This is a genomic window from Aliiroseovarius sp. PTFE2010 (assembly GCF_049943335.1).
Taxonomy (GTDB): Bacteria; Pseudomonadota; Alphaproteobacteria; order Rhodobacterales; family Rhodobacteraceae; genus JBNFVY01.
Genome location: NZ_JBNFVY010000004.1, coordinates 276,325 through 300,272, shown reverse-complemented (window position 1 = coordinate 300,272; position 23,948 = coordinate 276,325). Strand labels below are relative to the sequence as shown.

20 protein-coding genes are annotated in these 23,948 nt (G+C 61.4%); 11 read left to right on the top strand and 9 right to left on the bottom strand.

Annotated elements, in window-relative coordinates; all coding sequences use genetic code 11:
• Window positions 1–633: 633 nt before the first annotated feature.
• Together ACP2AV_RS09500 and ACP2AV_RS09495 are read left to right on the top strand one after the other, a co-directional pair.
• Window positions 634–2,208, top strand: a complete 1,575-nt coding sequence (locus tag ACP2AV_RS09500; RefSeq protein WP_426372440.1) for a Re/Si-specific NAD(P)(+) transhydrogenase subunit alpha — start codon at window positions 634–636, stop codon at window positions 2,206–2,208.
• Window positions 2,209–2,223: 15 nt separating this feature from the next.
• Window positions 2,224–3,699 (top strand): NAD(P)(+) transhydrogenase (Re/Si-specific) subunit beta, encoded by a 1,476-nt coding sequence (locus tag ACP2AV_RS09495; RefSeq protein ID WP_426372439.1) that lies wholly within the window; start codon window positions 2,224–2,226, stop codon window positions 3,697–3,699.
• 123 nt (window positions 3,700–3,822) lie between these two features.
• Here the strand turns inward: ACP2AV_RS09495 and ACP2AV_RS09490 are convergent, their stop codons facing one another.
• The 5 genes from ACP2AV_RS09490 to ACP2AV_RS09470 all read right to left on the bottom strand — a co-directional run bounded on the left by ACP2AV_RS09490 (window position 3,823) and on the right by ACP2AV_RS09470 (window position 9,664).
• On the bottom strand, window positions 3,823–4,806 hold the full coding sequence (locus ACP2AV_RS09490; RefSeq protein WP_426372438.1) for an ABC transporter permease: 984 nt from the start codon (window positions 4,804–4,806) through the stop codon (window positions 3,823–3,825).
• Window positions 4,799–5,806: an ABC transporter permease gene (locus ACP2AV_RS09485; RefSeq protein ID WP_426372437.1), complete on the bottom strand. Its 1,008-nt coding sequence runs from the start codon at window positions 5,804–5,806 to the stop codon at window positions 4,799–4,801. Before ACP2AV_RS09485 ends, ACP2AV_RS09490 begins: the two co-directional genes overlap by 8 nt.
• Before the next feature lie 109 nt (window positions 5,807–5,915).
• Window positions 5,916–7,616 (bottom strand): peptide ABC transporter substrate-binding protein, encoded by a 1,701-nt coding sequence (locus ACP2AV_RS09480; protein WP_426372436.1) that lies wholly within the window; start codon window positions 7,614–7,616, stop codon window positions 5,916–5,918.
• Window positions 7,617–7,653: 37 nt separating this feature from the next.
• Window positions 7,654–8,670: an ABC transporter ATP-binding protein gene (locus ACP2AV_RS09475; RefSeq protein ID WP_426372435.1), complete on the bottom strand. Its 1,017-nt coding sequence runs from the start codon at window positions 8,668–8,670 to the stop codon at window positions 7,654–7,656.
• Window positions 8,663–9,664 carry an ABC transporter ATP-binding protein gene (locus ACP2AV_RS09470; RefSeq protein WP_426372434.1) on the bottom strand — a complete coding sequence of 334 codons (1,002 nt, stop codon included), beginning with the start codon at window positions 9,662–9,664 and terminating at the stop codon, window positions 8,663–8,665. The genes ACP2AV_RS09475 and ACP2AV_RS09470 overlap by 8 nt, the downstream gene beginning before the upstream one ends.
• Window positions 9,665–9,885: 221 nt before the next feature.
• Here ACP2AV_RS09470 and argE point away from each other — a divergent pair, with 221 nt between their 5' ends.
• Both argE and ACP2AV_RS09460 read left to right on the top strand, forming a co-directional pair.
• A complete protein-coding gene (gene argE / locus ACP2AV_RS09465) occupies window positions 9,886–11,046 on the top strand; it encodes an acetylornithine deacetylase (protein ID WP_426372433.1) in 1,161 nt (386 codons plus the stop codon).
• A 4-nt stretch (window positions 11,047–11,050) separates the two neighbouring features.
• On the top strand, window positions 11,051–12,214 hold the full coding sequence (locus ACP2AV_RS09460) for a M20 aminoacylase family protein (RefSeq protein ID WP_426372432.1): 1,164 nt from the start codon (window positions 11,051–11,053) through the stop codon (window positions 12,212–12,214).
• A 4-nt stretch (window positions 12,215–12,218) separates the two neighbouring features.
• Here the strand turns inward: ACP2AV_RS09460 and moaA are convergent, their stop codons facing one another.
• The gene (gene moaA / locus ACP2AV_RS09455) at window positions 12,219–13,223 is read right to left on the bottom strand and encodes a GTP 3',8-cyclase MoaA (protein WP_426372431.1); all 1,005 of its coding nucleotides are present in this window, start codon (window positions 13,221–13,223) and stop codon (window positions 12,219–12,221) included.
• Between the two features lie 356 nt (window positions 13,224–13,579).
• Between moaA and ACP2AV_RS09450 the strand changes: the two genes are divergently transcribed.
• Window positions 13,580–13,759 carry a hypothetical protein gene (locus tag ACP2AV_RS09450; protein ID WP_426372430.1) on the top strand — a complete coding sequence of 60 codons (180 nt, stop codon included), beginning with the start codon at window positions 13,580–13,582 and terminating at the stop codon, window positions 13,757–13,759.
• A gap of 555 nt (window positions 13,760–14,314) precedes the next feature.
• On the opposite strand, the gene ACP2AV_RS09445 is transcribed toward ACP2AV_RS09450, so the two are convergent.
• The 3 genes from ACP2AV_RS09445 to glmU are packed head-to-tail and all read right to left on the bottom strand — an operon-like array spanning window position 14,315 to window position 18,165.
• Window positions 14,315–14,998 (bottom strand): DNA alkylation repair protein, encoded by a 684-nt coding sequence (locus ACP2AV_RS09445; protein WP_426372429.1) that lies wholly within the window; start codon window positions 14,996–14,998, stop codon window positions 14,315–14,317.
• Entirely contained in the window at window positions 14,995–16,818 is a 1,824-nt protein-coding gene (glmS, locus tag ACP2AV_RS09440; protein ID WP_426372428.1) for a glutamine--fructose-6-phosphate transaminase (isomerizing), read from the bottom strand. The genes ACP2AV_RS09445 and glmS overlap by 4 nt, the downstream gene beginning before the upstream one ends.
• A 3-nt stretch (window positions 16,819–16,821) precedes the next feature.
• Window positions 16,822–18,165: a bifunctional UDP-N-acetylglucosamine diphosphorylase/glucosamine-1-phosphate N-acetyltransferase GlmU gene (gene glmU / locus ACP2AV_RS09435; protein ID WP_426372427.1), complete on the bottom strand. Its 1,344-nt coding sequence runs from the start codon at window positions 18,163–18,165 to the stop codon at window positions 16,822–16,824.
• Window positions 18,166–18,269: 104 nt separating this feature from the next.
• On the opposite strand from glmU, the gene ACP2AV_RS09430 reads away from it, so the two are divergent.
• The 6 genes from ACP2AV_RS09430 (at window position 18,270) to ACP2AV_RS09405 (ending at window position 23,869) form a co-directional block, all read left to right on the top strand.
• A complete protein-coding gene (locus ACP2AV_RS09430; protein WP_426372426.1) occupies window positions 18,270–18,932 on the top strand; it encodes an HAD-IA family hydrolase in 663 nt (220 codons plus the stop codon).
• Between the two features lie 32 nt (window positions 18,933–18,964).
• Window positions 18,965–20,164, top strand: a complete 1,200-nt coding sequence (locus tag ACP2AV_RS09425) for a DegT/DnrJ/EryC1/StrS family aminotransferase (protein WP_426372425.1) — start codon at window positions 18,965–18,967, stop codon at window positions 20,162–20,164.
• A 132-nt stretch (window positions 20,165–20,296) separates the two neighbouring features.
• Entirely contained in the window at window positions 20,297–21,460 is a 1,164-nt protein-coding gene (locus ACP2AV_RS09420) for an acyl-CoA dehydrogenase family protein (protein WP_426372424.1), read from the top strand.
• Window positions 21,460–21,816: a hypothetical protein gene (locus ACP2AV_RS09415; RefSeq protein ID WP_426372423.1), complete on the top strand. Its 357-nt coding sequence runs from the start codon at window positions 21,460–21,462 to the stop codon at window positions 21,814–21,816. Before ACP2AV_RS09420 ends, ACP2AV_RS09415 begins: the two co-directional genes overlap by 1 nt.
• Complete coding sequence (locus ACP2AV_RS09410) at window positions 21,813–22,274, top strand: lysozyme inhibitor LprI family protein (RefSeq protein ID WP_426372422.1); 462 nt, start codon at window positions 21,813–21,815, stop codon at window positions 22,272–22,274. Before ACP2AV_RS09415 ends, ACP2AV_RS09410 begins: the two co-directional genes overlap by 4 nt.
• The gene (locus ACP2AV_RS09405; protein WP_426372421.1) at window positions 22,271–23,869 is read left to right on the top strand and encodes a carboxyl transferase domain-containing protein; all 1,599 of its coding nucleotides are present in this window, start codon (window positions 22,271–22,273) and stop codon (window positions 23,867–23,869) included. Before ACP2AV_RS09410 ends, ACP2AV_RS09405 begins: the two co-directional genes overlap by 4 nt.
• The last annotated feature ends 79 nt before the right edge of the window (window positions 23,870–23,948 follow it).

The following is a 23,948-nucleotide window of genomic DNA, read 5'->3' as shown; positions in this document are numbered from 1 at the left end:
TCACGGTGGCCTGGCCTGCACAACGGTGCGTGCGAGCGGGAATTGTGGCAATCAACCCGGCGATGACATTGTCCCCCGTTTTACGTGATTTTGGCAAAGTGGCCTAGCAAGGCGGGGCACGCAAGCCCCCCGCGCGGTAATCGATGGCGGCTGAAAGGGCGCGCTTTTTGTCTTGCCGACCAGAGCGGGGGGCGCTGTCATCCTAATTGGGCGACATGGGTCAAGTCACAGTGAAAGGCCACGGTGAAAGGCCACGGCGCAAGGCGTCGGTATTTCCGCACCGCAGCGCCAGAGCTTTGCACGATCACGCGCCGGATCGGACCTGCGCAGACCCTGCGACCCGGCCGGCGCCAGAATATGACCGGCTGGGATCGGCACTTGCGCCAATGATGGGATTGCTGCTGGCGCCTGCGGGTGTTTCAACTATAAAAAGAAGGTTCATCCTGGGCGAACAGCCGCAACCGCGACAGCTTCGGTCAAGATCTCGAAGAACGGCGCGGGTGGTTTCGCGCTGGATCTGACGATGTGGAACCGGCTGCAAATCGGTTGCGCAATATTGTTGCGTGATGCTAACAGGGCGTGATGGTTTATGTCGCACCTGCGAAATGACAGGAACGGAAAGAGGATCAGACAGTGAAAATCGGGGCACCGAAAGAAACATTCGAGGGGGAGAACCGCGTCGCGCTCACCCCCGAAAGCGCGCTCCAGCTGCAAAAGCTCGGCTATGAGTGCTTGATCGAAAGCGGCGCGGGTGACGCGGCCGGTTTCAGCAACCAGGCGTATAAGGACGCGGGCGTCGAAGTCGTCAAGACGGGCGCGGCGCTGTTCAAGGCGGCCGACATCGTGATCAAGGTCCGTCCGCCCAGTGAAACCGAAGCCAAGCGTCTGACCAAGGGCCAGACGTTGATCAGCTTCTTCTATCCCGCGTCGAACGAAGCGCTGATGGAGCTGTGCAAGGACAAGGGTGCCAACGTCATCGCCATGGACATGGTGCCGCGCATCAGCCGTGCGCAAAAGATGGATGCGCTGAGCTCGATGGCCAACATCGCCGGCTACCGTGCCGTGATCGAGGCGGGCAACAATTTTGGCCGCTTCTTCACGGGCCAGGTGACGGCGGCCGGCAAGGTGCCGCCAGCCAAGGTGCTGGTCGTTGGCGCCGGTGTGGCCGGTCTGGCCGCGATTGGGACATCCACGTCGCTGGGCGCAATTACCTACGCTTTCGATGTGCGCCCCGAAGTGGCCGAGCAGGTCGAATCCATGGGCGCTGAATTCGTCTATCTGGACTTCGAGGAAGAGCAGCAGGATGGTGCTGCCACGGGCGGGTACGCGTCTGTTTCCAGCCCTGAATTTGCGGCGGCCCAGTTGGCCAAGTTCCGCGAACTGGCACCTGATATGGATATCGTGATCACCACCGCGCTGATCCCGAACCGCGAGGCGCCCGAGCTGTGGACCGAAGACATGGTCAAGGCGATGAAGCCCGGCAGCGTCATTGTCGATCTGGCCGCCGAGCGGGGCGGCAATTGCAAGATGACCGTCCAGGACGAGAAGATCGTTACCGAGAACGGCGTGACGATCATCGGTTACACCGATTTCCCATCGCGCATGGCCACGCAAGCCAGCACGCTCTACGCCAACAACGTGCGACACATGCTGTCCGACCTGACCCCCGAAAAGGATGGTCAGATCAATCACGACATGGACGACGACGTGATCCGCGGCGCGACCGTTACCTTTGACGGCGCCGTGACCTTCCCGCCGCCGCCGCCCAAGGTGCAGGCCATCGCGGCGCAGAAAAAGGCCGAACCGGCCAAGGAACTGACCCCTGAAGAAAAGCGTGCCGCAGAAGTGGCCGCGTTCAAGGCACAGACCAAGCAGCAGGTGACCCTGCTGACGATCGGGGCCTTGGTGCTTCTGGGCGTTGGGCTGGTCGCGCCCGCCAGCTTCATGCAGCACTTCATCGTGTTTGTGCTGGCGGTGTTCGTGGGCTTCCAGGTGATCTGGAACGTCAGCCATTCGCTGCACACGCCGCTGATGGCAGTCACCAACGCGATTTCATCGATCATCATCCTGGGGGCGATCATGCAGATCGGATCGGGATCGTTCATCGTGATCGTGCTGGCCGCGCTATCGGTCTTTATGGCCGGGATCAACATCTTTGGCGGGTTTCTCGTCACGCGGCGCATGCTTGCCATGTTCCAGAAATCCTAAGGGGGGCCGAAGACAATGGAATTCGGATTCACTACCGCGGCCTATGTGGTCGCAGCAGTTCTCTTCATCCTGTCGCTCGGCGGTCTGTCGGGGCAGGAAAGTGCGAAGCGGGCCGTCTGGTACGGCATCGCGGGTATGGCTCTGGCTGTCTTTGCCACATTGATCGGCCCGGGGCAGGGCCTGTGGCTGCTGTCGATCCTGCTGATCGCGGGTGGCGGCGTCATCGGCTGGTACGTGGCAAACAAGGTCGAAATGACCGAAATGCCGCAGCTTGTCGCCGCGATGCATTCGCTGGTTGGCCTGGCGGCCGTTTTCGTCGGGTTCAACGCACATTTCGAAATGGGCCATGTGGCCGGGATCCTGGCGGGCGCACCCGCTTCGCTGACCGAAGCCGGTGTGCAGGCCTGGGTGCATGAGCAGCATCTTGGTACCTTTGCCGAGCTGATTGCGCACAAGACCAGCGTCGAGTTGAACATTCTGAAGGTCGAGTTGTTCCTGGGCATCTTCATCGGGGCGGTCACCTTTACCGGTTCGGTCATCGCCTATGGCAAACTGGCAGGCAAAGTGTCGTCGGTTGCGAAAAAGCTGCCCGGTGGACATGCGCTTAATGCCGGTGCGGCGATCCTGTCGGTGCTGTGCCTTGTCTGGTACTTCAACACCGGTGGCTTCCTGCCGCTGATCATCATGACCGCGGCCGCCCTGTTCATCGGCTATCACCTGATCATGGGCATCGGCGGCGCCGATATGCCGGTGGTCGTGTCGATGCTGAACAGCTATTCGGGATGGGCCGCAGCCGCGATCGGCTTCTCGCTTGGCAATGACTTGCTGATCGTTGTCGGCGCGCTGGTTGGTTCGTCTGGTGCGATCCTGTCCTACATCATGTGCAAGGCGATGAACCGCAGCTTTATCAGTGTGATCCTGGGTGGCTTTGGCGGCGCTGCCGGTCCCGCCATGGAGGTCGAGGGCGAGCAAGTCGCGATCGACGTCGACGGTGTGGCGCAGGCCCTGGAAGAAGCCGACAGCGTGATTATCGTGCCGGGTTACGGCATGGCCGTGGCGCAAGCGCAAGCCAACGTTGCTGAACTGACGCGCAAGTTGCGCGCCAAGGGCAAAAACGTGCGCTTCGCGATCCACCCGGTGGCGGGCCGTTTGCCGGGGCACATGAACGTGCTGCTGGCCGAAGCCAAGGTGCCCTACGATATCGTGCTGGAAATGGACGAGATCAACGACGATTTCCCGGACACCGACGTGGTGATCGTGATTGGTTCGAACGATATCGTGAACCCGGCCGCGCAAGACGACCCCAACAGCCCCATCGCCGGAATGCCGGTGCTGGAGGTCTGGAAAGCCAAGCAGGTCTTCGTTTCGAAACGCGGGCAGGGTACGGGGTATTCGGGCATCGAGAACCCGTTGTTCTACAAAGAGAACACACGCATGTACTACGGCGATGCGAAGGATTCGATCGGGGCTCTGCTGAGCAAGATCGACTGATCCAATCGTCTATCGACCAAATTGAGAGGGGGCCTTTGGGCCCCCTCGCTGCTTTTGCGGGGCAGAAATGGTTTTGCGGGGCAGAAATGGCGCGCGGCCCCGCAGCGCCAAGTCAATATGACGTCACCGCCCCCGGATACGCGGGTCCAGCGCATCGCGCAGCCCATCTCCGATGTAGTTGACAGCCAGCACCGTCAGCGAAATCGCCAGCCCCGGCCAGATGACCCGCTCGGGGTATTGTTGCAGGTAATCGGTGCTGTCATAGAGCAGCCGCCCCCAGGTCGGGAAATCGGGCGGAAACCCAAGGCCGAGAAAGCTGAGCGCGCTTTCCGTGATGATCGCATTGGCAATGCCCAGCGTGGCCGAAACCAGAATGGCCGACATCACGTTGGGCAGGATATGGCGCGTGATCGTTCTGCGTGGCGGTGTGCCGATTGACCGGGCGGCCAAAACGAATTCACGCTCTTTCAGCCCCAGCACATCCCCGCGCACAATGCGGGCGGTCTGCATCCAGCTGGTGATTCCGATTACGAACACGATCAGGATGAAAATGCCCATTTCCGGTCCGAAGGCGCTGCGCAAAACCTCGCGGAACAGGGTGATGATAACCAACAAAAGGGGGAGCAGGGGCAAAGCCAGGAACAGGTCGGTAAACCGCATGAGCCACCCGTCAAGGCGTCGGAAGTACCCGGCCAGAACACCGATCAGCGTGCCTACGATCAGGCTGAGGGCCATGGCCGCAAGCCCGACCGCAATCGACACCTGTCCACCGGCCAACATGCGCGACAGGGTATCGCGGCCCAGCTGATCGGTTCCCAGCGGATGGGCCAGCGTCGGGCCCTGATTGCGGGCGCGAATATCGATGTAGGTCGGATCGATGCGCCACAAAAACGGCCCCAGATAGACCGCCAAGATGATGAATATGAAAAAGGCAGCGCCGACCACAGCGCCCTTATGGGTCTTGAACTGGTACCACACGTCCCACCACTGGTTGCGCGTCTTGTCGGCGCCGACCTGCATGGCCATGCCTGCGGGAACGGCGCCAGCGGAAATGGGGGCACCTTCGGGAAGGTTGTCCTTGGGATCGGTGCGGCTGGGGTCAGTCATAGCGGATCCTTGGGTCAAGCACGCCGTAGAGAATGTCGGCGAGCAGGTTGAACAGAACGATCAGGACAGCAAAGATGAACGTCAATGTCTGAACCATGGGAATGTCGTTGGCGTAGATGGCGGTGATCAGCAGCTGGCCCAGGCCGTTCACCTTGAACACCTGTTCGGTGATGATGGCCCCGCCGAACACCTGCGGCACGTTCAGCGCCAGCACCGTGATCACCGGGATGACTGAATTGCGCAGAACGTGTTTCAGAACGACCGTGCGTTCGCTCATGCCTTTGGCCCGCGCTGTGCGCACATAGTCCTGGCTGAGGTTGTCAAGCATCGAGGCGCGCATGAACCGGCTGATCTGGGATGCATTGTACAGACCCAGCACCATCATCGGCATGATCATCTGTTTCAGCTGCTGGACGAAACTGCCCCAATCGGTGACCTCCAGGGTGGTGTCGTAGATCGACGGGAACCAACCCAGATGGACCGAAAAGATCACGATCAGCAGAACGCCGGTAAAGAAGGTCGGAACCGAAAATCCGATCATGGAAATCAACGTTCCGAGCTGGTCGAACCATGAATACTGCCGGTAGGCCGAAATGACCCCGATCGGGATTGCGATCAGCGTGCCGACGACATAGCTCATGCCGACCACCCACAAGGTCTGCGGCATCCGCTGGGCGACGACATCCATCACCGGGCCGCGCGTTTGCCACGAAATCACGCGCTGCTGGCCTTCGGCCCAGGCTGTGCCGAACATCCCGTCAAATATATGCAACGGTTCGACGACAAAGAACTGGTAGAGCCATTTCACGAAACGGATGTGAACCGGTTCGCCCAACCCAAGCGCAAGGCGCATCTTTTCCTTCACTTCGGGCGGCACGGTCAGGGGCACCTGGCTCATGGGGTCGCCCGGGGCCAGATCGAGCAGAAGAAACACGATCAGACTGATGAACAGAAGCGTCGGGATCGCGATCAGCAATCTTCGGATGGCATAGGTCAGCATGGCGCCTCGGGTCAGAAGTCTGGGTTCTGGGTGTCAGGAGTCTGTGTGTGGGGCAGGGTATGAGGGGGCGCGGACGAACCCGCGCCCCCCGGAGGGCAAAAGGCCTGGATCAGTCTATCCGGTGCCAGTCCTTGATGTTCCAGATTTCACTGTCCCAGTCGTTCATTTCCACGCCGCCCAGTGACAGGGCGTGCGCCGACGGGTTGCCGCGCCAGACCAGCGGGATGATCGAATAAGACGCCATCAGCATATCGTTCTGCTTTTTCACGATGGCTGCACGATCCTCTAATTTGGCCGTCATCGACAGCTCGCGCACCAGCGCGTCATACTCGTCGCTGCAGAAGCGTTGCATGTTCGATCCTTGCCACTGGCTTTCGGGGCTTGGGATCTCGTCGCATTTCCAGTTGGCCATATAGGCTTCGGGGTCCACGCCGGCGAAGTTGTTGGTGTACATTTCCAGGTCGGCATAGAGCTTCTGGAAGGTATCGGGGCTGCCCGGGTCGCCGCCAAAAAAGACCGACGCGTCAATGTTGCGCAGTTCGGTTTCGACGCCGATCTCGCTCCACCACTGTTTGATCAACGCCTGCGTGTCCTGCCGCACAGCGTTGGTCGATGTCTGGAACAAAACGGACAGGCGCACCCCGTCCTTGGCGCGGATCCCGTCCGGGCCGGGAACCCAACCGGCATCGTCCAGCGCCTTTTTGGCGCCTTCGATATCCTGCGTCAGACAGTCGTCATTGGCTGTCGAGGTATAGATTGCCGGGGCAGGCAGCACGTTACAGACCGGTTTGCCACCAGCGCCGTACCCGATTTCCACCAGCAGGTCGCGGTCAATCGCCTTCGACAGCGCCTTGCCGACGGCCGGATCGGTCAGGAACGGATGCGGGCCGCCAGCCAGGGTTGAGCGTTGATCGCCAAGGGCAGGATCAGGGTTGGTTTGGTTCAGGTGCAAACGCTCGACCGAGGTCGCGAAGGCCACGACGACCTTGCCCTTGCCCTTGCTTTCCATGTCGTCCAGCACGGTGGGATCGATCTGCAGGTTCCAGGCATAGTCATATTCGCCCGTTTCCATGACCGCGCGCGCCGCCGATGTGGCATCCCCGCCGCCCTTGAAGGTGACGGTCGCAAAGGCGGGCTTGTCGGCCTCGCGGAAGTTGGGGTTGGCTTCCAGCGTGATCACGTCATTGGGCTTGAATTCGCTGACCATGAAGGGACCGGTGCCGATGGGGCCAAAGTTGGCGTCGGTGCATTCGGGGGCCTTTGCGCCCAGGCAATCCTGGAACTGCGCCTTCTGGATGAGCGGGCTCTCAGAGCCGACAAATGCTGTGTAGGGAAAGGGTTTGGCTTCAGTGAAGTTGACCTTGATGGTCAGATCGTCGACCGCTTCGACGCTGCTGACGCCGTCAAAATAGCTGGATTGCGCACAGCCGCCTTCGGGGTGGGTGCAGTATTCCCAGGTGAACACGGCATCGGCTGCGGTCAGGGGCGTGCCGTCTGACCACGAAACGCCTTCTTTCAGGGTCCAGGTGATCGATTTGAGATCTTCGGCCACGCCGCCGTTTTCAACGGTGGGAATGTCTGCGGCCAGCCAGGGCACCATGTTGCCGCCAGCGTCAAACCGCACCAGAGGTTCGATGATCATTGACGCCGCTTCCACCTCTTTGGTGCCGCCCGACAGGAACGGGTTCAGGGTGGATGGCGCTTGCCAATAGATGATGTTGAGCTGACCGTCCGCTCCGCGCTCGGCAAAGGCCGCAGGGGCCAGAGCCACCGCTGCGGCGGCGCCCATCAATGTGGTTTTCAAGGTCATTTGTATTCCTCTCCTGATTGGGTTTGCTCGGGTGACCTCAGGCGCCGGTTGGCTCCGGGCTGACAGTTTGTTCGTGTAGGTGGCAGGCCGTGAAATGGCCCGGTGCGTATTCGCGAAACTGGGGTTCCACGTTTCGGCAGATCTGCATGACCCGTGGACAGCGGGTACAGAAATTGCACCCTTTGGGCGGATTTGCGGGCGAAGGCACGTCCCCCTGCAGGATCACCCGTTCAACCGTGTTGCTGGCGTTGGGATCGGGATCGGGCACGGCGGACAGCAGCGCCTGCGTGTAGGGGTGCATCGGCGCGTCATACAGCGGATTGCGCGGCGCCAGTTCGACGATCTTGCCCAGATACATGACGGCGACGCGGTCGGCGATGTGGCGCACCATTGACAGATCGTGGCTGATGAACAGGTAGGTCAGGCCAAACTGGTCCTGCAGGTCTTCCAGAAGGTTCACGACCTGCGCCTGGATCGAAACATCCAGGGCGGCAATCGGTTCGTCGCAAACGATGAACTTCGGGTTCAGTGCCAGAGCGCGGGCGATCCCGATACGCTGGCGTTGCCCACCCGAAAACTCATGCGGATAGCGGCCGGCAAAACTGCGGTTCAGCCCGACTGCGTCCAGAAGATCATTGACCCGTTCGCGTTTTTCGGCGCCGCTGAGAGAGGTATGTTCATCCAGCGGTTCGCGGATGATGCGTGCAACCGTCATGCGCGGGTTGAGCGAGGCTTGCGGATCTTGAAACACCATTTGCATCAACGGGCGCATGCGGCGCAGTTTGCGCGCGTCTGCCTCGCCCACATCGGTGCCGTCGATCTGCACCGCCCCTTCGGTCAGGTCATACAGGCGCAAGATGGCGCGCCCGGCCGTGGATTTGCCACAACCGCTTTCGCCGACAAGACCCAGGGTTTCGCCCTCGTAGATGTCAAAGGTGATGCCGTCGACCGCCTTGACCGCCCCCACCGTACGGCGAAGCAAGCCGGCGGTGATCGGAAAATGGATCTTGAGGTTCGCGACTTCGACCAATTTGCGCCCGCCACCGTCAAACATCGCGCGCGCCCCCGGTTTCGGGATCCCAGAAACAGGCGACATCGTGGCCCCGGCCCAGATCGATGCGGGGCGGGTTGGCTTGGGTGCAGCGGTCGAACGCGTGTTTGCAACGGGGGGCAAAGCTGCAAGCGCTTGGCGCGGACGCAAGGATTGGGGGCTGCCCTTCGATCACGTGCAAACGATCCGCGCCCGACCGGTGCACCGATGGAATGGTCTTGAGCAGCGAGCGTGTATAAGGATGCTGCGGTTCAGCAAAAAGCTGTTTCACCGGCGCATGTTCAACGATCTGCCCGCCGTACATGACCATCACCCGGTCCGCGATATCCGCAATCACACCCAGGTCATGGGTAATCCAGATCACCGCCATGCCCAGCTTGTCGCGCAGATCTTTCATCAATTCGATGATCTGGGCCTGAATCGTCACGTCCAGCGCCGTGGTGGGTTCGTCTGCGATCAGCACTTCGGGATCGCAGGCCAGCGCAATCGCGATCATCACGCGCTGCCGCATGCCGCCTGAAAACTGATGCGGATAATCCTTCAGGCGCTGCTCGGCATCAGAAATTCCCACCAGCGTCAATAATTCGCCCGCGCGCGTCCGCGCTTTTGCCTTGGACATGCCCATGTGCTTGCGCAAGGGTTCCATCAACTGAAAGCCGACGCTGAATACTGGATTCAGAGATGTCATCGGGTCCTGGAAAACGAAGCCGATCCGCTTGCCCCGCACTTGGCGCAGGTGTCTGTCATTCACGCTCAGCAGGTCTTCGCCGCCGAACATGACCGGACCGCCGCCAATGTCGGCTGCGTCTGGCAACAGCCGGATAAGCGACATCATGGTGACCGATTTGCCAGACCCGCTTTCGCCGACAACGCCCAAAAGTTCACCAGACCGCAGATCGAAACTGACCGAATTCACCGCGTGCACCTGACCGGCCCGCGTCTTGAACGTGGTCTTCAGGCCTTGGACTTCCAGAACCGGCGTGGCCCCATCCGTCATACGGTTCACCCCCAAGGTGTTGATTTTATTTTATTTATTATAATCCCCGCGCCATGCTAGACTGGGGTGTTTCAAAGACGTTACCACTAATTTGCCCTCTAACAAGGCTGTTGGCACCCCAACGGCATATTATTTTACCAAACGATCAATCGAGAGGCGCTTGATCTTGACCTTTGCGCATGGCGCGAACAGGGTTGGGACGAAATCCAACGATGGACCCCATGACAGCCCCCCTGAGCCCACGCGAAATCCTCGCCAAACTTGTGTCGTTTCCCACTGTCAGCCGGGACAGCAATGTCCCGCTGATCGACTGGGTGGAAGCGTATTTGGCCGATCACGGCATCCAAAGCGTGCGGGTACCAGACCCCGACATGCCCAAGACCAGCCTCTATGCCCATGTTGGCCCGAACGAAGATGGCGGCGTCCTGGTATCGGGCCACACGGATGTTGTGCCGGTCGACGGTCAGGACTGGATGTCGGATCCGTTTGCGCTGAGCGAACGGGACGGGCGCCTTTTCGGGCGCGGCGCGTGTGACATGAAGGGCTTTGACGCGCTGGCCATCTGGGCGCTGGTCGAGGCGCAGCGGGTCGGTGTAGCGCGGCCGTTGCAACTGGCCCTCAGCTACGACGAAGAGGTGGGGTGCACCGGCTGCGTCGCCATGGTGCGCCAGATGGCGGCCAGCCTGCCACGGGCAAGCGCGGTGATTGTTGGTGAGCCGACGATGATGAAGGTGGTGACAGGGCACAAGGGGGCAGGCGGGCTGTCATTGCACCTGCGCGGGCATGAAGTCCATTCGTCGATCATGCACACCGGCGTCAGCGCCGTGATGGAAGCGGGGCGATTGATCGATTGGTGCAATACGGTGAACGCGGACAATGCGGCCAAGTTGCCGGGGCCGTTGGCCGACCCGTTCGACCCGCCCTATACCACGCTGCATGTGGGCCAGATCCGGGGCGGCACGGCGCATAACATCACCGCGGCCGACTGCTGGATGGACATCGGCTTTCGCGTCGTGCCCGGTGAATCCGAATCCGATTGGGTGGAACGGATCCGGGCCAAGGTGGCCGCGGTCGAGGCGGATATGAAAGCGGTTTGCCCTGCGTGTTTCATCGACGTGCAGCCCAGTTTTTCCTACCCCGGGCTTGCCCCTGAAGGCGGGGCCGCAGAGACGCTGGCGCGCCGCCTGACGGGCGACAATTCACCCCGTGTGGTCAGCTACGGGACCGAAGCGGGCCATTTCCAGCAAGCAGGCTATTCGGTCGTGGTGTGCGGGCCGGGCGACATTGCACAAGCGCATCAACCCAATGAATTTCTGGATATATCTCAACTCGAAGCGGGGCAGGCGTTCATGCGCCGCCTGATCGAACATCTCAAGGATTGACCCAATGCCCATACGCAACCGCATTGCAGAACTGCAGGACGAAATCACGGGCTGGCGCCGCGACTTTCACGAGAACCCTGAACTTTTGTTCGACGTCCACCGCACCGCTGGGATCGTGGCCGACAAGCTGCGCGAATTTGGCTGCGACGAGGTGGTCACCGGCATCGGGCGCACCGGTGTTGTCGGGGTGATCAAGGGCAAGAGCCAGACCTCGGGCCGTACAATTGGCCTGCGCGCCGATATGGATGCCCTGCCGATCAATGAATCGACAGGGCTGGACTATGCCTCGAAAACACCGGGCCTCATGCACGCGTGCGGGCACGACGGGCACACGGCGATGCTGCTGGGCGCGGCAAAATACCTGGCGGAAACGCGTAATTTCAACGGAACCGTCGTGGTATTGTTCCAACCGGCCGAAGAGGGCGGCGGGGGTGGCCGTGAAATGGTCGAAGACGGGGCAATGGACCGCTGGTCGATCGACGAGGTCTACGGCATGCACAACATGCCCGGCCTGCCGCTGGGCAGTTTTCATATTCGGTCCGGGGCGCTGATGGCCGCCACAGACGAATTCGAAATCGACGTGCTTGGAAAGGGCGCACATGCCGCCAAGCCGCATGAGGGGATTGATCCCACAGTCATCGCGAGTCAGATCGTTCTGGGCCTGCAAACCATCGCCAGCCGGTTTACCGATCCGATGAAACAGGTGGTGGTATCGGTCTGCGCGTTTGCCACCGACAGTATGGCGTTCAATGTCATTCCGCAAAAGGTCACGATGAAAGGCACGGTGCGCACGCTGGATTCCGACGTGCGCGATCAGGCCGAAAAATTGGTGCGTCAGATCGTGCCCGGCATCGCGGCCAGTTTCGGGGCCACGGCCGAAGTCGACTATCAACGCGGTTATCCGGTCACGGTCAATTCGGCCGAACACACCGAATACGCCGCCCAGGCTGCGCGCAAGGTCGCGGGCGATGTCGATACCGACACGCCGCCGCTGATGGGGGCCGAAGATTTTTCCTATATGCTGAACGCGCGGCCGGGGGCCTATATCTTCATGGGAAACGGCGATACCGCGATGGTCCATCACCCCAGTTACAATTTCGATGACGCCGCCATCCCGTCCGGGGTCAGCTGGTTCGCAGAGCTCGTCGAGCAGCGCTTGGCTGATTAGGGGGTTAGCCGCCGGTGTGGCTCATGTGGCGGGACATCTTTCCGCCCGCCTCGCCGCGCGAATAGTCGAAATCGTGCCCTTTGGGTTTCAATCCGATTGCCTTGCGGATGGCATCTTGCAGCGGCGCGTTTGACCCAGGGGTGTTGCGTAGCGGGCCGCGCAGGTCGGATTTCCCCTCTTGTCCGAGGCAGGTGAAAATCTCGCCCGTACAGGTCACGCGCACACGATTGCAGCTTTCGCAGAAATTATGGGTCAGGGGCGTGATGAACCCGATTTTCTGGCCGGTTTCTTCCAGCCGGACATACCGCGCCGGCCCGCCCGAACGCTCGGACAGATCGGTCAGGGTGAACCGTTGCGCCAGCTGGGCGCGCAGATCGGTCAGCGGCCAGTACTGGCCTATGCGTTCCTCTTCCCCCAGATCCCCCATCGGCATGACTTCGATAAAGGTCAGGTCCATGTCACGCGCGTGGCAAAAGGCTTGCAGATCAAACAGTTCGTCTTCGTTAAAGCCTTTCAGCGCCACCGCATTCAGCTTGACGCGCAGACCGGCGGCCTGCGCAGCGTCAAGCCCCTTGAGCACCTGAGGCAAGCGGCCCCATCGGGTCACGCGGGCAAATTTGTCTTCGTCCAACGTGTCCAGCGAAACATTCACGCGCCGCACGCCGATGTCGCGTAGCTGCGTGGCGAACCGCGCCAACTGCGAGCCGTTGGTCGTCAGGGTCAACTCATCCAGTCCACCGCTGTCCAGATGCCGGCCCATGGCGCCAAAGAATTTTATGATATCGCGCCGTACCAGAGGTTCGCCCCCGGTGATGCGCAGCTTGCGCACCCCCATCTGGATGAACGCGCTGCACAACCGATCCAGTTCTTCCAGTGTCAGAAGTTCCTTTTTCGGCAGGAAATTCATGTTCTCTGACATGCAATACACACAGCGGAAATCGCAGCGGTCGGTGACCGAAAGGCGCAAATAGGTGATTGCGCGGGCGAATGGATCCACAAGGGGGGTCATTTGCCCAACGTAGGTCTCTAGCCGGGCCGCTGCAAGTTGTCATCTGTGTGGACGCCCCCCGACTTTAGCCCTAGATATGCTCTATGAAATGCGCTTGGGGTCTTGTTGTTCTTGTCGGGCTTGCGGCCTGCGCCGCGCCTGTCCCGCCCGTTGCCCCCCCCACCGAAGGATCCCCAACTGTTGACGCGCCGCCGCCGCGACCGGATGCACGAACGGCTGATAGTCTGGATACAACCACGCCAGAACAGCGCGCCGAGGCGACAAGACCGGTGCAAGACAGTGGGGAAAGATTGCTGGGTGAAACGATTGCGTCTCTTGGCAACCCAACCAAGCCAGGGTTCTGGATAGAGACGCCATTGGCAACAAATGCGGGCCAAGGGCGCGTCGTTTATCCAGACACGGGCAAATCGGTCGCGGTCGAACTGATTCCCATTGATGGCGATGCGGGCGCGGGCAGCCGATTGTCTCTGCCCGCCATGCGGCTGCTGGAAGCTGCGTTGACCGGATTGCCGACCGTGCAGGTCTACGGCCCCTGATCCGCCTTACCCTGGATTGGACCGTCGGTCTGCCCGACGCCGCCGCGCAACGCAAAGCATCATCCCGGTGTTCCGTTGGGGGCCAGTTCTGCGCAATGTCGGCGGAAATCAGGCCCGGGTGCGCCATTCCTGCGGTGATTGCCGCCAACTCATGCGTATGACGTGCGGTCGGTGCCGGTCATAATTTGGCCAGCATCAGGCAATAGGTTCAGCCGAAACACGACATACGGCTCATGGCGGATTTACGTGAAGACCATCCTTTATACACTTCTTATTGCTTCTCTTTTCCTTGTAGCGCCTGCCGCCGTTTCTGAACTGGCTGGTGGCGACGCCAGCGCAGCTTTTGCCAAGGATGGCAGCGACCACAGCGGGAATGAAAACCCAGGCGGGGTTGGTGGTGGGGACATCAGTGGCAACGCGAAGGACGAAACCGCCAAGGGGTTTGATCTGGGTGCGTCCCTGGGGTTGGTGAAAGCCACAGACGACAAGGTCGGTGCGCCGCGGCGGGCCCCCAAAAAGCCAAGTTGGAAACCGAGGAAGCTTCGCTGAGGGGGGTTAGCCCTGTGGCAGGTATTTCCCGGCCTCTTTGCGCGCAAAGGCACGCAGGCGTGGCCCGTGAACATCAAGGAACGCCTGTGTTCGCGCAGGATCATGCTTGGACAGATCGCGCAGCCACCACGCGATGGCCTTTTGAATAAACCAGTCGGGATCCTCAGCCAGGTCGCCCGCCCATCCAAGAACCCGGTCGCGAATGGCCAGGTCAGCTTGACTGGGGTGGTTCTGCTTGGTCCACGGCAGGGTCATGACAAAGGCGGCGCGGCGGGTCCACATATGGGGGCTGTTGATCCAATCGGCGATTTCGTCCGTGCGGGATGGCGCAGCGACCAGTCGCTTTTGTCCAGCCATGCACGCGTGATCGGCGATGGCCCAACTGTCGAACGTGGGGACCCATCCCTTGATCAGTTGCCACACGGCGTCATCCGGCCTGATGCGTGCCTGCGTCAGCAATTTCGCTGCGGCCAGGCGGGCTTCGAAAATATCTGTTTGCCACAGGGCGTCGGCTAAACTGACGCGATCCTCCAGCGTCATCGCACGCCGCCAGCACTTGGCAAGATCATTGAGAAACGGATTGGGTACGCCAAGATATTCGCGCTGAGCCTTGTGATAGGCTGCGGCCCCCTCGGCGCGCCCGGGTTCGATCCCTTCGCGAATTGCGCTCAACGCCTCGTCCAGTGTCATTCCACTGTGACCGACTTGGCAAGGTTTCGCGGCTGATCCACATCGGTGCCTTTGGCCACAGCGGTATGATAGGCGATCAATTGGGCCGGAACCGCATAGAGAATGGGGGCGAGAAGCGGTGATACGGCCGGCATGGTGACGCTTTGCCAAACACCGTCTTTTGCATCCTCGATCCCTTGGGCATCGGACACAAGCAGGACGCGCCCGCCGCGAGCCATGACTTCGTGCATGTTCGATACGGACTTTTCAAAGAGCGCATCGCGCGGCGCGAACACGATCACGGGGGTGTGTTTGTCAACCAAAGCGATCGGCCCGTGTTTCAATTCGCCTGATGCATAACCTTCGGCATGTATGTAGCTGATTTCCTTAAGTTTCAGCGCGCCCTCTAGTGCAATGGGATAGAGCGATCCGCGTCCCAGGAAAAGCACGTCGCGCGTTTCGGCCAGCTGTCGCGACACTGTATCCATCGTTTCGCTCTGGTCCAGTGCCTGGCTCAGCGCAGCAGGCAGGCCGCGCAGATGCGACAGGTGATCTGCCAGCGTGCGGTCGTCGATCTGACCGCGCTGGTGGGCTGCCTGCAACGCCAGGATCAGCAGGACGGTCAGCTGGCAGGTGAACGCTTTGGTCGATGCCACGCCCACTTCGACCCCCGCGTGGATCGGGAACGCCAGGGCGCTTTCGCGCGCGATCGAGCTTTCCGGTGCATTGATGACGGACACGATGGTGTCGGCCTTTTCGTGGCAATAGCGCAGCGCGGCCAAGGTGTCGGCGGTTTCGCCCGACTGGCTGACGAAAATGGCCAGCGTGCGGGCCGGAATCGGTGGTTCGCGATAGCGAAATTCAGAGGCGATATCGACCTCGACCGGAATTCGCGCAATCTGTTCGAACCAGTATTTGGCCGTAAGGCAGGCATAAAAAGCGGTCCCGCAGGCCACCATGGTAATCCGGTCATACGCATTGAAATCGATCGGGCCGGGCAGGGTGATCGCATCGCCCGCGTCAGCCAGATAGTGGGTCAGCGCTTCGCCGATCACGGTGGGCTGTTCGGCAATTTCCTTGGCCATGAAATGCTTGTGCCCCGCCTTTTCGACCGAGGCCGTGCCAAGTGACACAGTTTTCATCGGGCGATTGGCGCGGTTGCCGTGGGCGTCGAAAATCTCTGCGCCACTGCGGCGAACGACGGCGCGGTCGCCGTCTTCAAGATAGGTGATCTTGTTGGTCAGCGGCGCCAAGGCGATGGCGTCTGATCCAATGAACATCTCGCCGGTGCCGTGACCGATCGCCAGGGGTGATCCTTTTCTGGCCGCAACCAACAGGTCCGCTTCCCCGTCGAACAGGAAACACAACGCGAATGCGCCTTCCAGCCGATCAATCGTGGCCATCGCCGCTTCGCAGGGCGACAGGCCCGCGTCGATGTAATTCTGTGCCAGCAGCGCGATGGTTTCGGTGTCGGTCTGGGTGACGAATTTGTATCCCTTTTCGGCCAACTGGCTGCGCAGGTCGCGGAAGTTTTCGATAATGCCGTTGTGAACCACGGCCACGGGGCCTGCGCGATGCGGGTGCGCGTTGGTCTGTGAGGGCGCGCCGTGGGTGGCCCACCGGGTGTGCCCGATCCCCGCATGACCGGGCAGCGGGTCATGCACCAGCGCGTCCGACAGGTTCACCAGCTTGCCGACCGCGCGGCGGCGATCCAATCGCCCATCGGCGTTCACAGTCGCAATGCCGGCGCTGTCATACCCGCGGTATTCCAACCGTTTGAGCGCTTCGACCAGGGTGGGGCTGACTTCGTGGTTTCCCAAAACGCCGACGATTCCGCACATGGGTTACTCCTTTCGCGCCTTGGCCGCGCGCAACTTGTCCATAAGACGCACCGCAAGGCCCGCTTTGTTGTCCTGTCTGGACCGCGCCACCGCCAGATCGCCAGGCGGCACGTCGCGCGTGATCACCGAGCCCGAGCCTGTCATGGCCCGATCGCCCACATTGACCGGGGCCACCAGCATCGTGTTCGACCCGATGAATGCGTGCTGACCGATAACGGTGCGGTGTTTGAAGACGCCGTCGTAATTGCAGGTGATGGTTCCCGCCCCGACGTTCGTACCCGCGCCTATGTCGGCGTCGCCGATGTAGGTCAGGTGGTTGATCTTGGCGCCTTCGCCGATCTCGGCATTTTTCACTTCGACAAAATTGCCGATATGCGCGTCGTTTCCGATTTCCGCCCCGGGTCGCAGGCGGGCGTAGGGGCCGACCGTCGCGCCAGCGCTGACGTGGCACCCTTCCAGATGCGAAAAGGCACGGATGCGGGCGCCGGATTCAACCGTCACGCCTGGTCCGAATACGACGTTGGGTTCGATAACCGCGTCCCGGCCGATCACCGTGTCAAAGGCGAAGAACACCGTGTCCGGGGCTTGCAATGTGATTCCCGTTTCCAGCGCTTCTGCGCGGCGCATATCTTGGAAAACAGCCTCGGCGGCGGCCAGATCGGCGCGGGTGTTGACCCCCATTGTTTCGGCTTCGCTGCAGGCGATGGCGGTGGCGGAAAGGCCCCGTGCGCAGGCGGCCTCGACAACGTCGGTCAAATAGTATTCCCCTGCGGCGTTGTCATTTCTGGTGCCATCAATCAGGTCGAACAACGGATCAGCAGAGCAACACAAAACGCCAGAGTTACAGAATGTTATGGCGCGTTCTTCATCTGAGGCATCTTTGAATTCCACGATTCGTCTGAGCGTATCCCCTGCCATGACCAACCGCCCGTACCGGCCCGGATCGGCGGCCTGAAACCCAAGAACGACGATATCGTGATGCGCGCGCGCGTCCGCCATGGCCTGAAGGGTTGTCGCGCTGATAAAGGGGGTGTCGCCAAACAGAACATAGGCATCGCCATCGAACCCGGCCAGCGCGTCGCGGGCCTGTGCGGCTGCGTGGCCGGTGCCCAGCTGTTCGTTCTGCACGACAACCGTGATGTCCGGATCGTGCGCCATTGCAGCCGCGCGCACGGCGTCGGCGCCGTGCCCGGCGACAAGTACCGTGCGTGCCGGCGCAAGGGTCGCGCCCGCGGCCATTGCATGCACGAACAGCGGCGCGTGGCCAATCTGGTGCAGGACTTTGGGCAGGTCGGATTGCATCCTTGTGCCTTGGCCGGCGGCGAGGATTATGAGGGCTGCGGACATGTTCTGCTCTTTTCTTTGGTTGCCAGCCGTTTTAACCAAGTGCGGGTCTGCTGCAAGCCTTGCCCGCTTCACATGTATTTACGACAGGTTACATCGGCTGGAACATGCGCACCATTGTCTTTGATCTTGATGGCACTCTGGCCGATACCAGCGGTGATCTTCTGGCCGCCGCCAACGCATGCTTTGCGGATATGGGGCACGGGCCGTTGCTGGGGCGCGAAGATCAGGCTGTGGCCTTTTCTGGCGGGCGCGGCATGTTGGCCGAAGGGCTGCGGCGCACCGGGCACAGCGATCCCGGCCCGGTGATCGACCGCTACTACCCGATCCTTCTGGACGCGTATCGTGATGCGATCTGCGTACACACCACGCTTTATCCCGGTGCCGTTGACGCGATCAAGGCGCTGCGTGCGTCCGGGGCCAGGACCGCGATTTGCACGAACAAGCCGGAAGGTCTGGCCCGTATCTTGCTGGATCAGCTGGGGGTTGCCGACTTGTTCGATGCCCTGGTCGGGGCAGACACGCTGCGCACCCGCAAACCCGACCCGGCGCCGTTCGTGGCTTCGGTTCAGCGGGCCGGAGGGCGTGTCGAAGCGTCGTGCCTGATTGGCGACACCCAAACCGACCGCGATACAGCACGCGCTGCGGGTGTGCCGTGTGTGCTTGTGTCCTTCGGCCCCGAAGGCGCGGAGATTGCCAGGCTGGCGCCGCACGCGCTTTTGGATCATTTCGACGATTTACAACGGGTCGTCGCGAAGGTGCTGGATTGACCCGGCCCGCCCAAGCGGCCAAAGCTGACCCCATGAGCGAAAGATTTACAGGCAGTTTCACGCAACAAGAACCGATCCCGCAGGCCGGGATCGACGCCGCGCTGCGCGTGATGCAGTCGGGGCGGTTGCACCGCTATAACGTCGCCCCCGACGAGGTGGGCGAAGCCGCATTGCTGGAACAGGAATTCGCACAGGCCATGGGGGTGGACTATGCTCTGGCCGTCGCATCGGGGGGCTACGCGCTGGCCACGGCGCTGCGCGCGCTTGGCATCGGGGCGGGGGACACCGTTCTGACGAACGCTTTTACCCTGGCCCCTGTCCCCGGCGCGATCGCGTCTGTGGGTGCGCAGCCGCATTTCATTGAAGTGACCGATGATCTGACCATCGATTTGCGGGACCTGGCCGAACAGATTGCGGCAACGGGCGCGGGTGTTCTGATGCTCAGCCACATGCGGGGACATATCTGCGACATGGACCGGTTGATGCGGATCTGTGATGCGGCCGGCGTGGTGGTGATCGAGGATTGCGCGCATACAATGGGCGCCACCTGGCGGGGGGTCATGTCGGGGCGTCACGGCGCCATGGCGTGCTATTCGACGCAGACCTACAAACATCTGAATGCGGGCGAGGGCGGGCTGATCACCAGCGCCGATCCCACGCTCATGGCGCGCGCGATCCTGCTGTCTGGTAGCTACATGTTGTTTGATCGGCACAAGGCCTCACCGCCACCGGAATATTTCACGAAGCTCCAGCCCGAGGTTCCAAACGTCTCGGGCAGAATGGACAATCTGCGCGCGGCCATCCTGCGCCCGCAGCTTGCTGCGCTGCCCGCGCAATGCGCCGCCTGGACTGAGCGCTACCGCGTTGTCGAAGACGGATTGCGTGACACACCGGGCCTGCGCCTGATCGACCGCCCTGAAGAAGAGTCGTTCGTGGGATCGTCGATTCAGTTCCAACTGCCCGGGTGGACCCCGGACAGGATTATGCAAGTGATCGAAAGGACCGGGGCCCGGGGCGTTGAATTGAAGTGGTTCGGCGCCAAAGAACCTTCGGGCTTCACCTCACGCTACGACAGTTGGCGCTATGCCAGGCCGCGGCATCTGCCCAGAACCGATCGTGTCCTGGCGGGGCTGATGGACATGCGGCTGCCCTTGACGTTTTCGCTGGACGATTGCGCCCTGATCGCGCGTATCATCCGCGCCGAGGTGGGGGCGGTTTATCAACCAGCATAAAGCGTGGCGCCGAAGGTTGAACCGCCCAGGTTGAAGCGTGGCCGGTTGGGGGGCAATGTGATTGACGGATGCTGCGAGTCTCCGTTAAATGAACAAGTGTTCAATAAATGCCCATGGGGGGGAGGAGAATCTATGTTCACGTCCGAGATGAAGATTGACCTTGGCGATGACGTCAACGCGTTGCGCGACATGGTTCATTCCTGGGCACAAGAGCGCGTCCGGCCGATGGCTGCGGACATCGACAAATCGAACGAGTTTCCGGCCGAGCTTTGGACCGAAATGGGCGAATTGGGGCTGCTTGGCATTACGGTGCCCGAACAATATGGCGGCGCGAACATGGGCTATCTGGCCCATGCGGTCGCGGTTGAGGAACTGGCAAGGTCCAGCGCATCTGTCAGCCTGTCCTACGGCGCGCATTCGAACTTGTGTGTGAACCAGATCCGCCTGAATGCCAGCGATGAACAGAAGGCAAAGTATCTTCCCGATCTGGTCAGCGGTCGCCACGTCGGCGCTCTGGCGATGTCCGAGGCGGGCTCTGGCAGCGACGTGGTGTCGATGAAGTTGCGGGCTGAAAAGCGGAACGACCGGTATGTTCTGAACGGCACCAAGTACTGGATTACGAATGGGCCTGATGCCGATACGCTGGTGGTCTATGCCAAGACCGATCCGGACAAAGGCCCCAAGGGAATCACGGCGTTTCTGATCGAGAAATCGATGAAAGGTTTCAGCACCAGCGCCCATTTCGACAAGCTGGGGATGCGTGGATCGAATACGGCCGAGCTGGTTTTTGAAGATGTCGAGGTGCCCTTCGAAAACGTGCTGGGCGAAGAAGGCAAAGGTGTCCGCGTTCTGATGTCGGGGCTGGACTATGAACGTGTTGTTCTGGGGGCCATCGGTCCGGGGATCATTGCGGCCTGTCTGGACGAAATCATGCCCTATATGGCCGAACGCAAGCAGTTCGGCCAACCGATTGGCAATTTCCAATTGATGCAAGGCAAGATCGCCGACATGTATGCAGCGCTGATGACGTCGCGCTCTTATATTTACGAGGCCGCCAAGGCGTGCGACGATGGTCGGATCACCCGGCAAGATGCCGCGGCCTGCTGCCTCTATGCCTCCGAGCAGGCGATGGTGCAGGCGCACCAAGCTGTTCAGGCCATGGGCGGCGCAGGGTTCATGAACGAAAGCCCGGTCAGCCGTCTGTTCCGCGATGCCAAGCTGATGGAGATCGGCGCAGGCACGTCCGAAATCCGCCGCATGCTGGTTGGGCGCGAATTGATGGGTGCCATGGGCTGATGCGTCGCCCGGTCGCCACCTATGTCGTTTTGTGCGTCGCATTCGGCCGGTCCATTGCGGGCCGGCTGAACAGGGCGGCGCAGGGCTGCGGCACCCGCGCCGACAGGGGGGCTGCGCAGGTGCGCTTGGGGGGCAAGATCAACATGTCGCGTCCCCGGGTTTTCACAACGTGGCTTGCAGACAAAGGCCGCGCGGTCGGTGTCGATGCGGCGTTGAAAGTACATGTCAAACCGCGACTGGCGGCCTATCGCTTTGCGAAAATGATCGCTTTTCTGAACGCGTCGCCAATGATCGCCCGCCGCAGGATGATCGCCAAGGGATTGAAACACCGGGGCACGGCTGAGGCGATGGCATGATCCGTTTGCTTTTCCTGTTGCTCTGGCCCGTGGCCGCGTCTGGGCAAACGCCCTGGGTGGATCAGCCGTTTATCAGCGCATGCTATGCCAACGCCCCTGCGGGGCAGACGGCGCCACCATGTTTGCGCCAGGCCGCAGATGCGTGTCAGACGGCACCGGGCAACGGCACTACCCATGGCATCGCAGGGTGCCTTCAGGCAGAAACATCGGTGTGGGACGCTCTGTTGAACGCGGCCTATCAGGCGAAAATGTCCACGTTGGCGCTGCAAGAGCCACATCTGCCCGACCAGTTGCGTGCGGCGCAGCGGGCATGGATCGCTTTTCGCGACGCAGAATGCGATTTGAACTACGAACTATGGGGCGGGGGATCGATGCGCAGCATTGCGGCAGCAGACTGCCTGCTGGCAGAGACTGCCGAGCGCGCCCTGGAACTACGGGATTTGGGGAAAATGGAATGAAGCTGAAATCTCAGGCACTGCCATCATCGGATGGGTTCAAAGCGAACCGCGCGGCCCATCTGGACGCGCTGGCCCAAGTGGCCAGTGCCGCCGAAATAGCGACCGCAGGGGGCGGCGAAAAGTCCCGCGAGCGGCATGTCGCGCGGGGCAAGATGTTGCCGCGCGACCGGGTTGCGAACCTGCTGGATCCCGGGTCTCCATTCCTTGAGATTGGCGCGACCGCGGCGCACGACATGTATGACGGCGTCGCACCAAGCGCCGGTGTCGTGGCAGGCGTGGGACGGGTGCAGGGGCGCGACGTGATGGTCGTGTGTAATGACGCCACCGTAAAGGGCGGCACATATTACCCCATGACGGTCAAGAAACACCTGCGCGCCCAGGAAATCGCCGAAGAATGCCATCTGCCTTGCATCTATCTGGTCGACAGCGGCGGCGCGAACCTGCCCAACCAGGACGAGGTTTTTCCAGACCGCGATCATTTTGGACGCATCTTTTACAATCAGGCCCGGATGAGCGCCAAGGGCATCGCCCAGATCGCCGTGGTCATGGGGTCGTGCACGGCGGGCGGGGCCTATGTGCCGGCCATGTCGGACGTGACCATCATCGTCAAGGAACAGGGGACGATCTTTTTGGCCGGCCCGCCGCTGGTAAAAGCGGCCACCGGCGAAGTCGTGAGCGCCGAAGAGCTGGGTGGCGGAGACGTTCACACCCGCCTTTCGGGCGTCGCCGATTACCTGGCCGAAGACGACAGCCACGCTTTGGCGCTGGCTCGTCGCGCGGTTGGATCGCTGGCCAAGGGGCCGGCATTTGATTGGGGGCAGGGCGAAGATCCCGCGTATGACCCCGAAGAAATCCTGGGCGTCGTTCCGGCCGACCTGCGGACCCCTTACGACATCCGCGAGGTGATCGCGCGGCTGGTCGACGGCAGCTATTTCGACGAATTCAAACCGCGCTTCGGCGATACTCTGGTCACCGGGTTCGCGGCGGTCAAGGGCTGCACCGTGGGGATCGTCGCCAACAACGGCGTGCTCTTCAGTGAAGCGGCCCAAAAAGGCGCGCACTTCATCGAACTGTGCTCACAGCGCAAGATCCCCTTGGTTTTCCTGCAAAACATCACCGGCTTTATGGTCGGGCGAAAGTACGAAAATGAAGGTATCGCCCGCCACGGGGCAAAAATGGTCACAGCCGTGGCCAGCACCTCGGTGCCCAAGATCACGATGTTGGTGGGCGGCAGCTTTGGCGCGGGCAATTACGGCATGTCCGGGCGCGCCTACCAGCCGCGCTTTTTGTGGACATGGCCCAACGCGCGCATCTCGGTGATGGGCGGCGAACAGGCCGCCGGCGTTCTGGCCACTGTCAAGCGCGACGCCATCGAGCGGCAGGGCGGGGAATGGAGCCCCGAGGAAGAAGCCGCCTTCAAGCAACCCACCATCGACATGTTCGAACGCCAGTCGCATCCCCTCTATGCCTCGGCGCGTCTGTGGGATGACGGAATTGTAGACCCGCGCAAATCGCGCGAGGTTCTGGCCTTGTCCCTGCGCGCCGCCCTGAATGCCCCGATCGAAGATACGCGCTTTGGCGTGTTCCGGATGTGAGGGCGCCATGGCTGTGACTTTCCAAGACACCCGGTTCAGATGCCCCGCCGCAAGGCCGGCTCGCCGACCGGGCCGCATG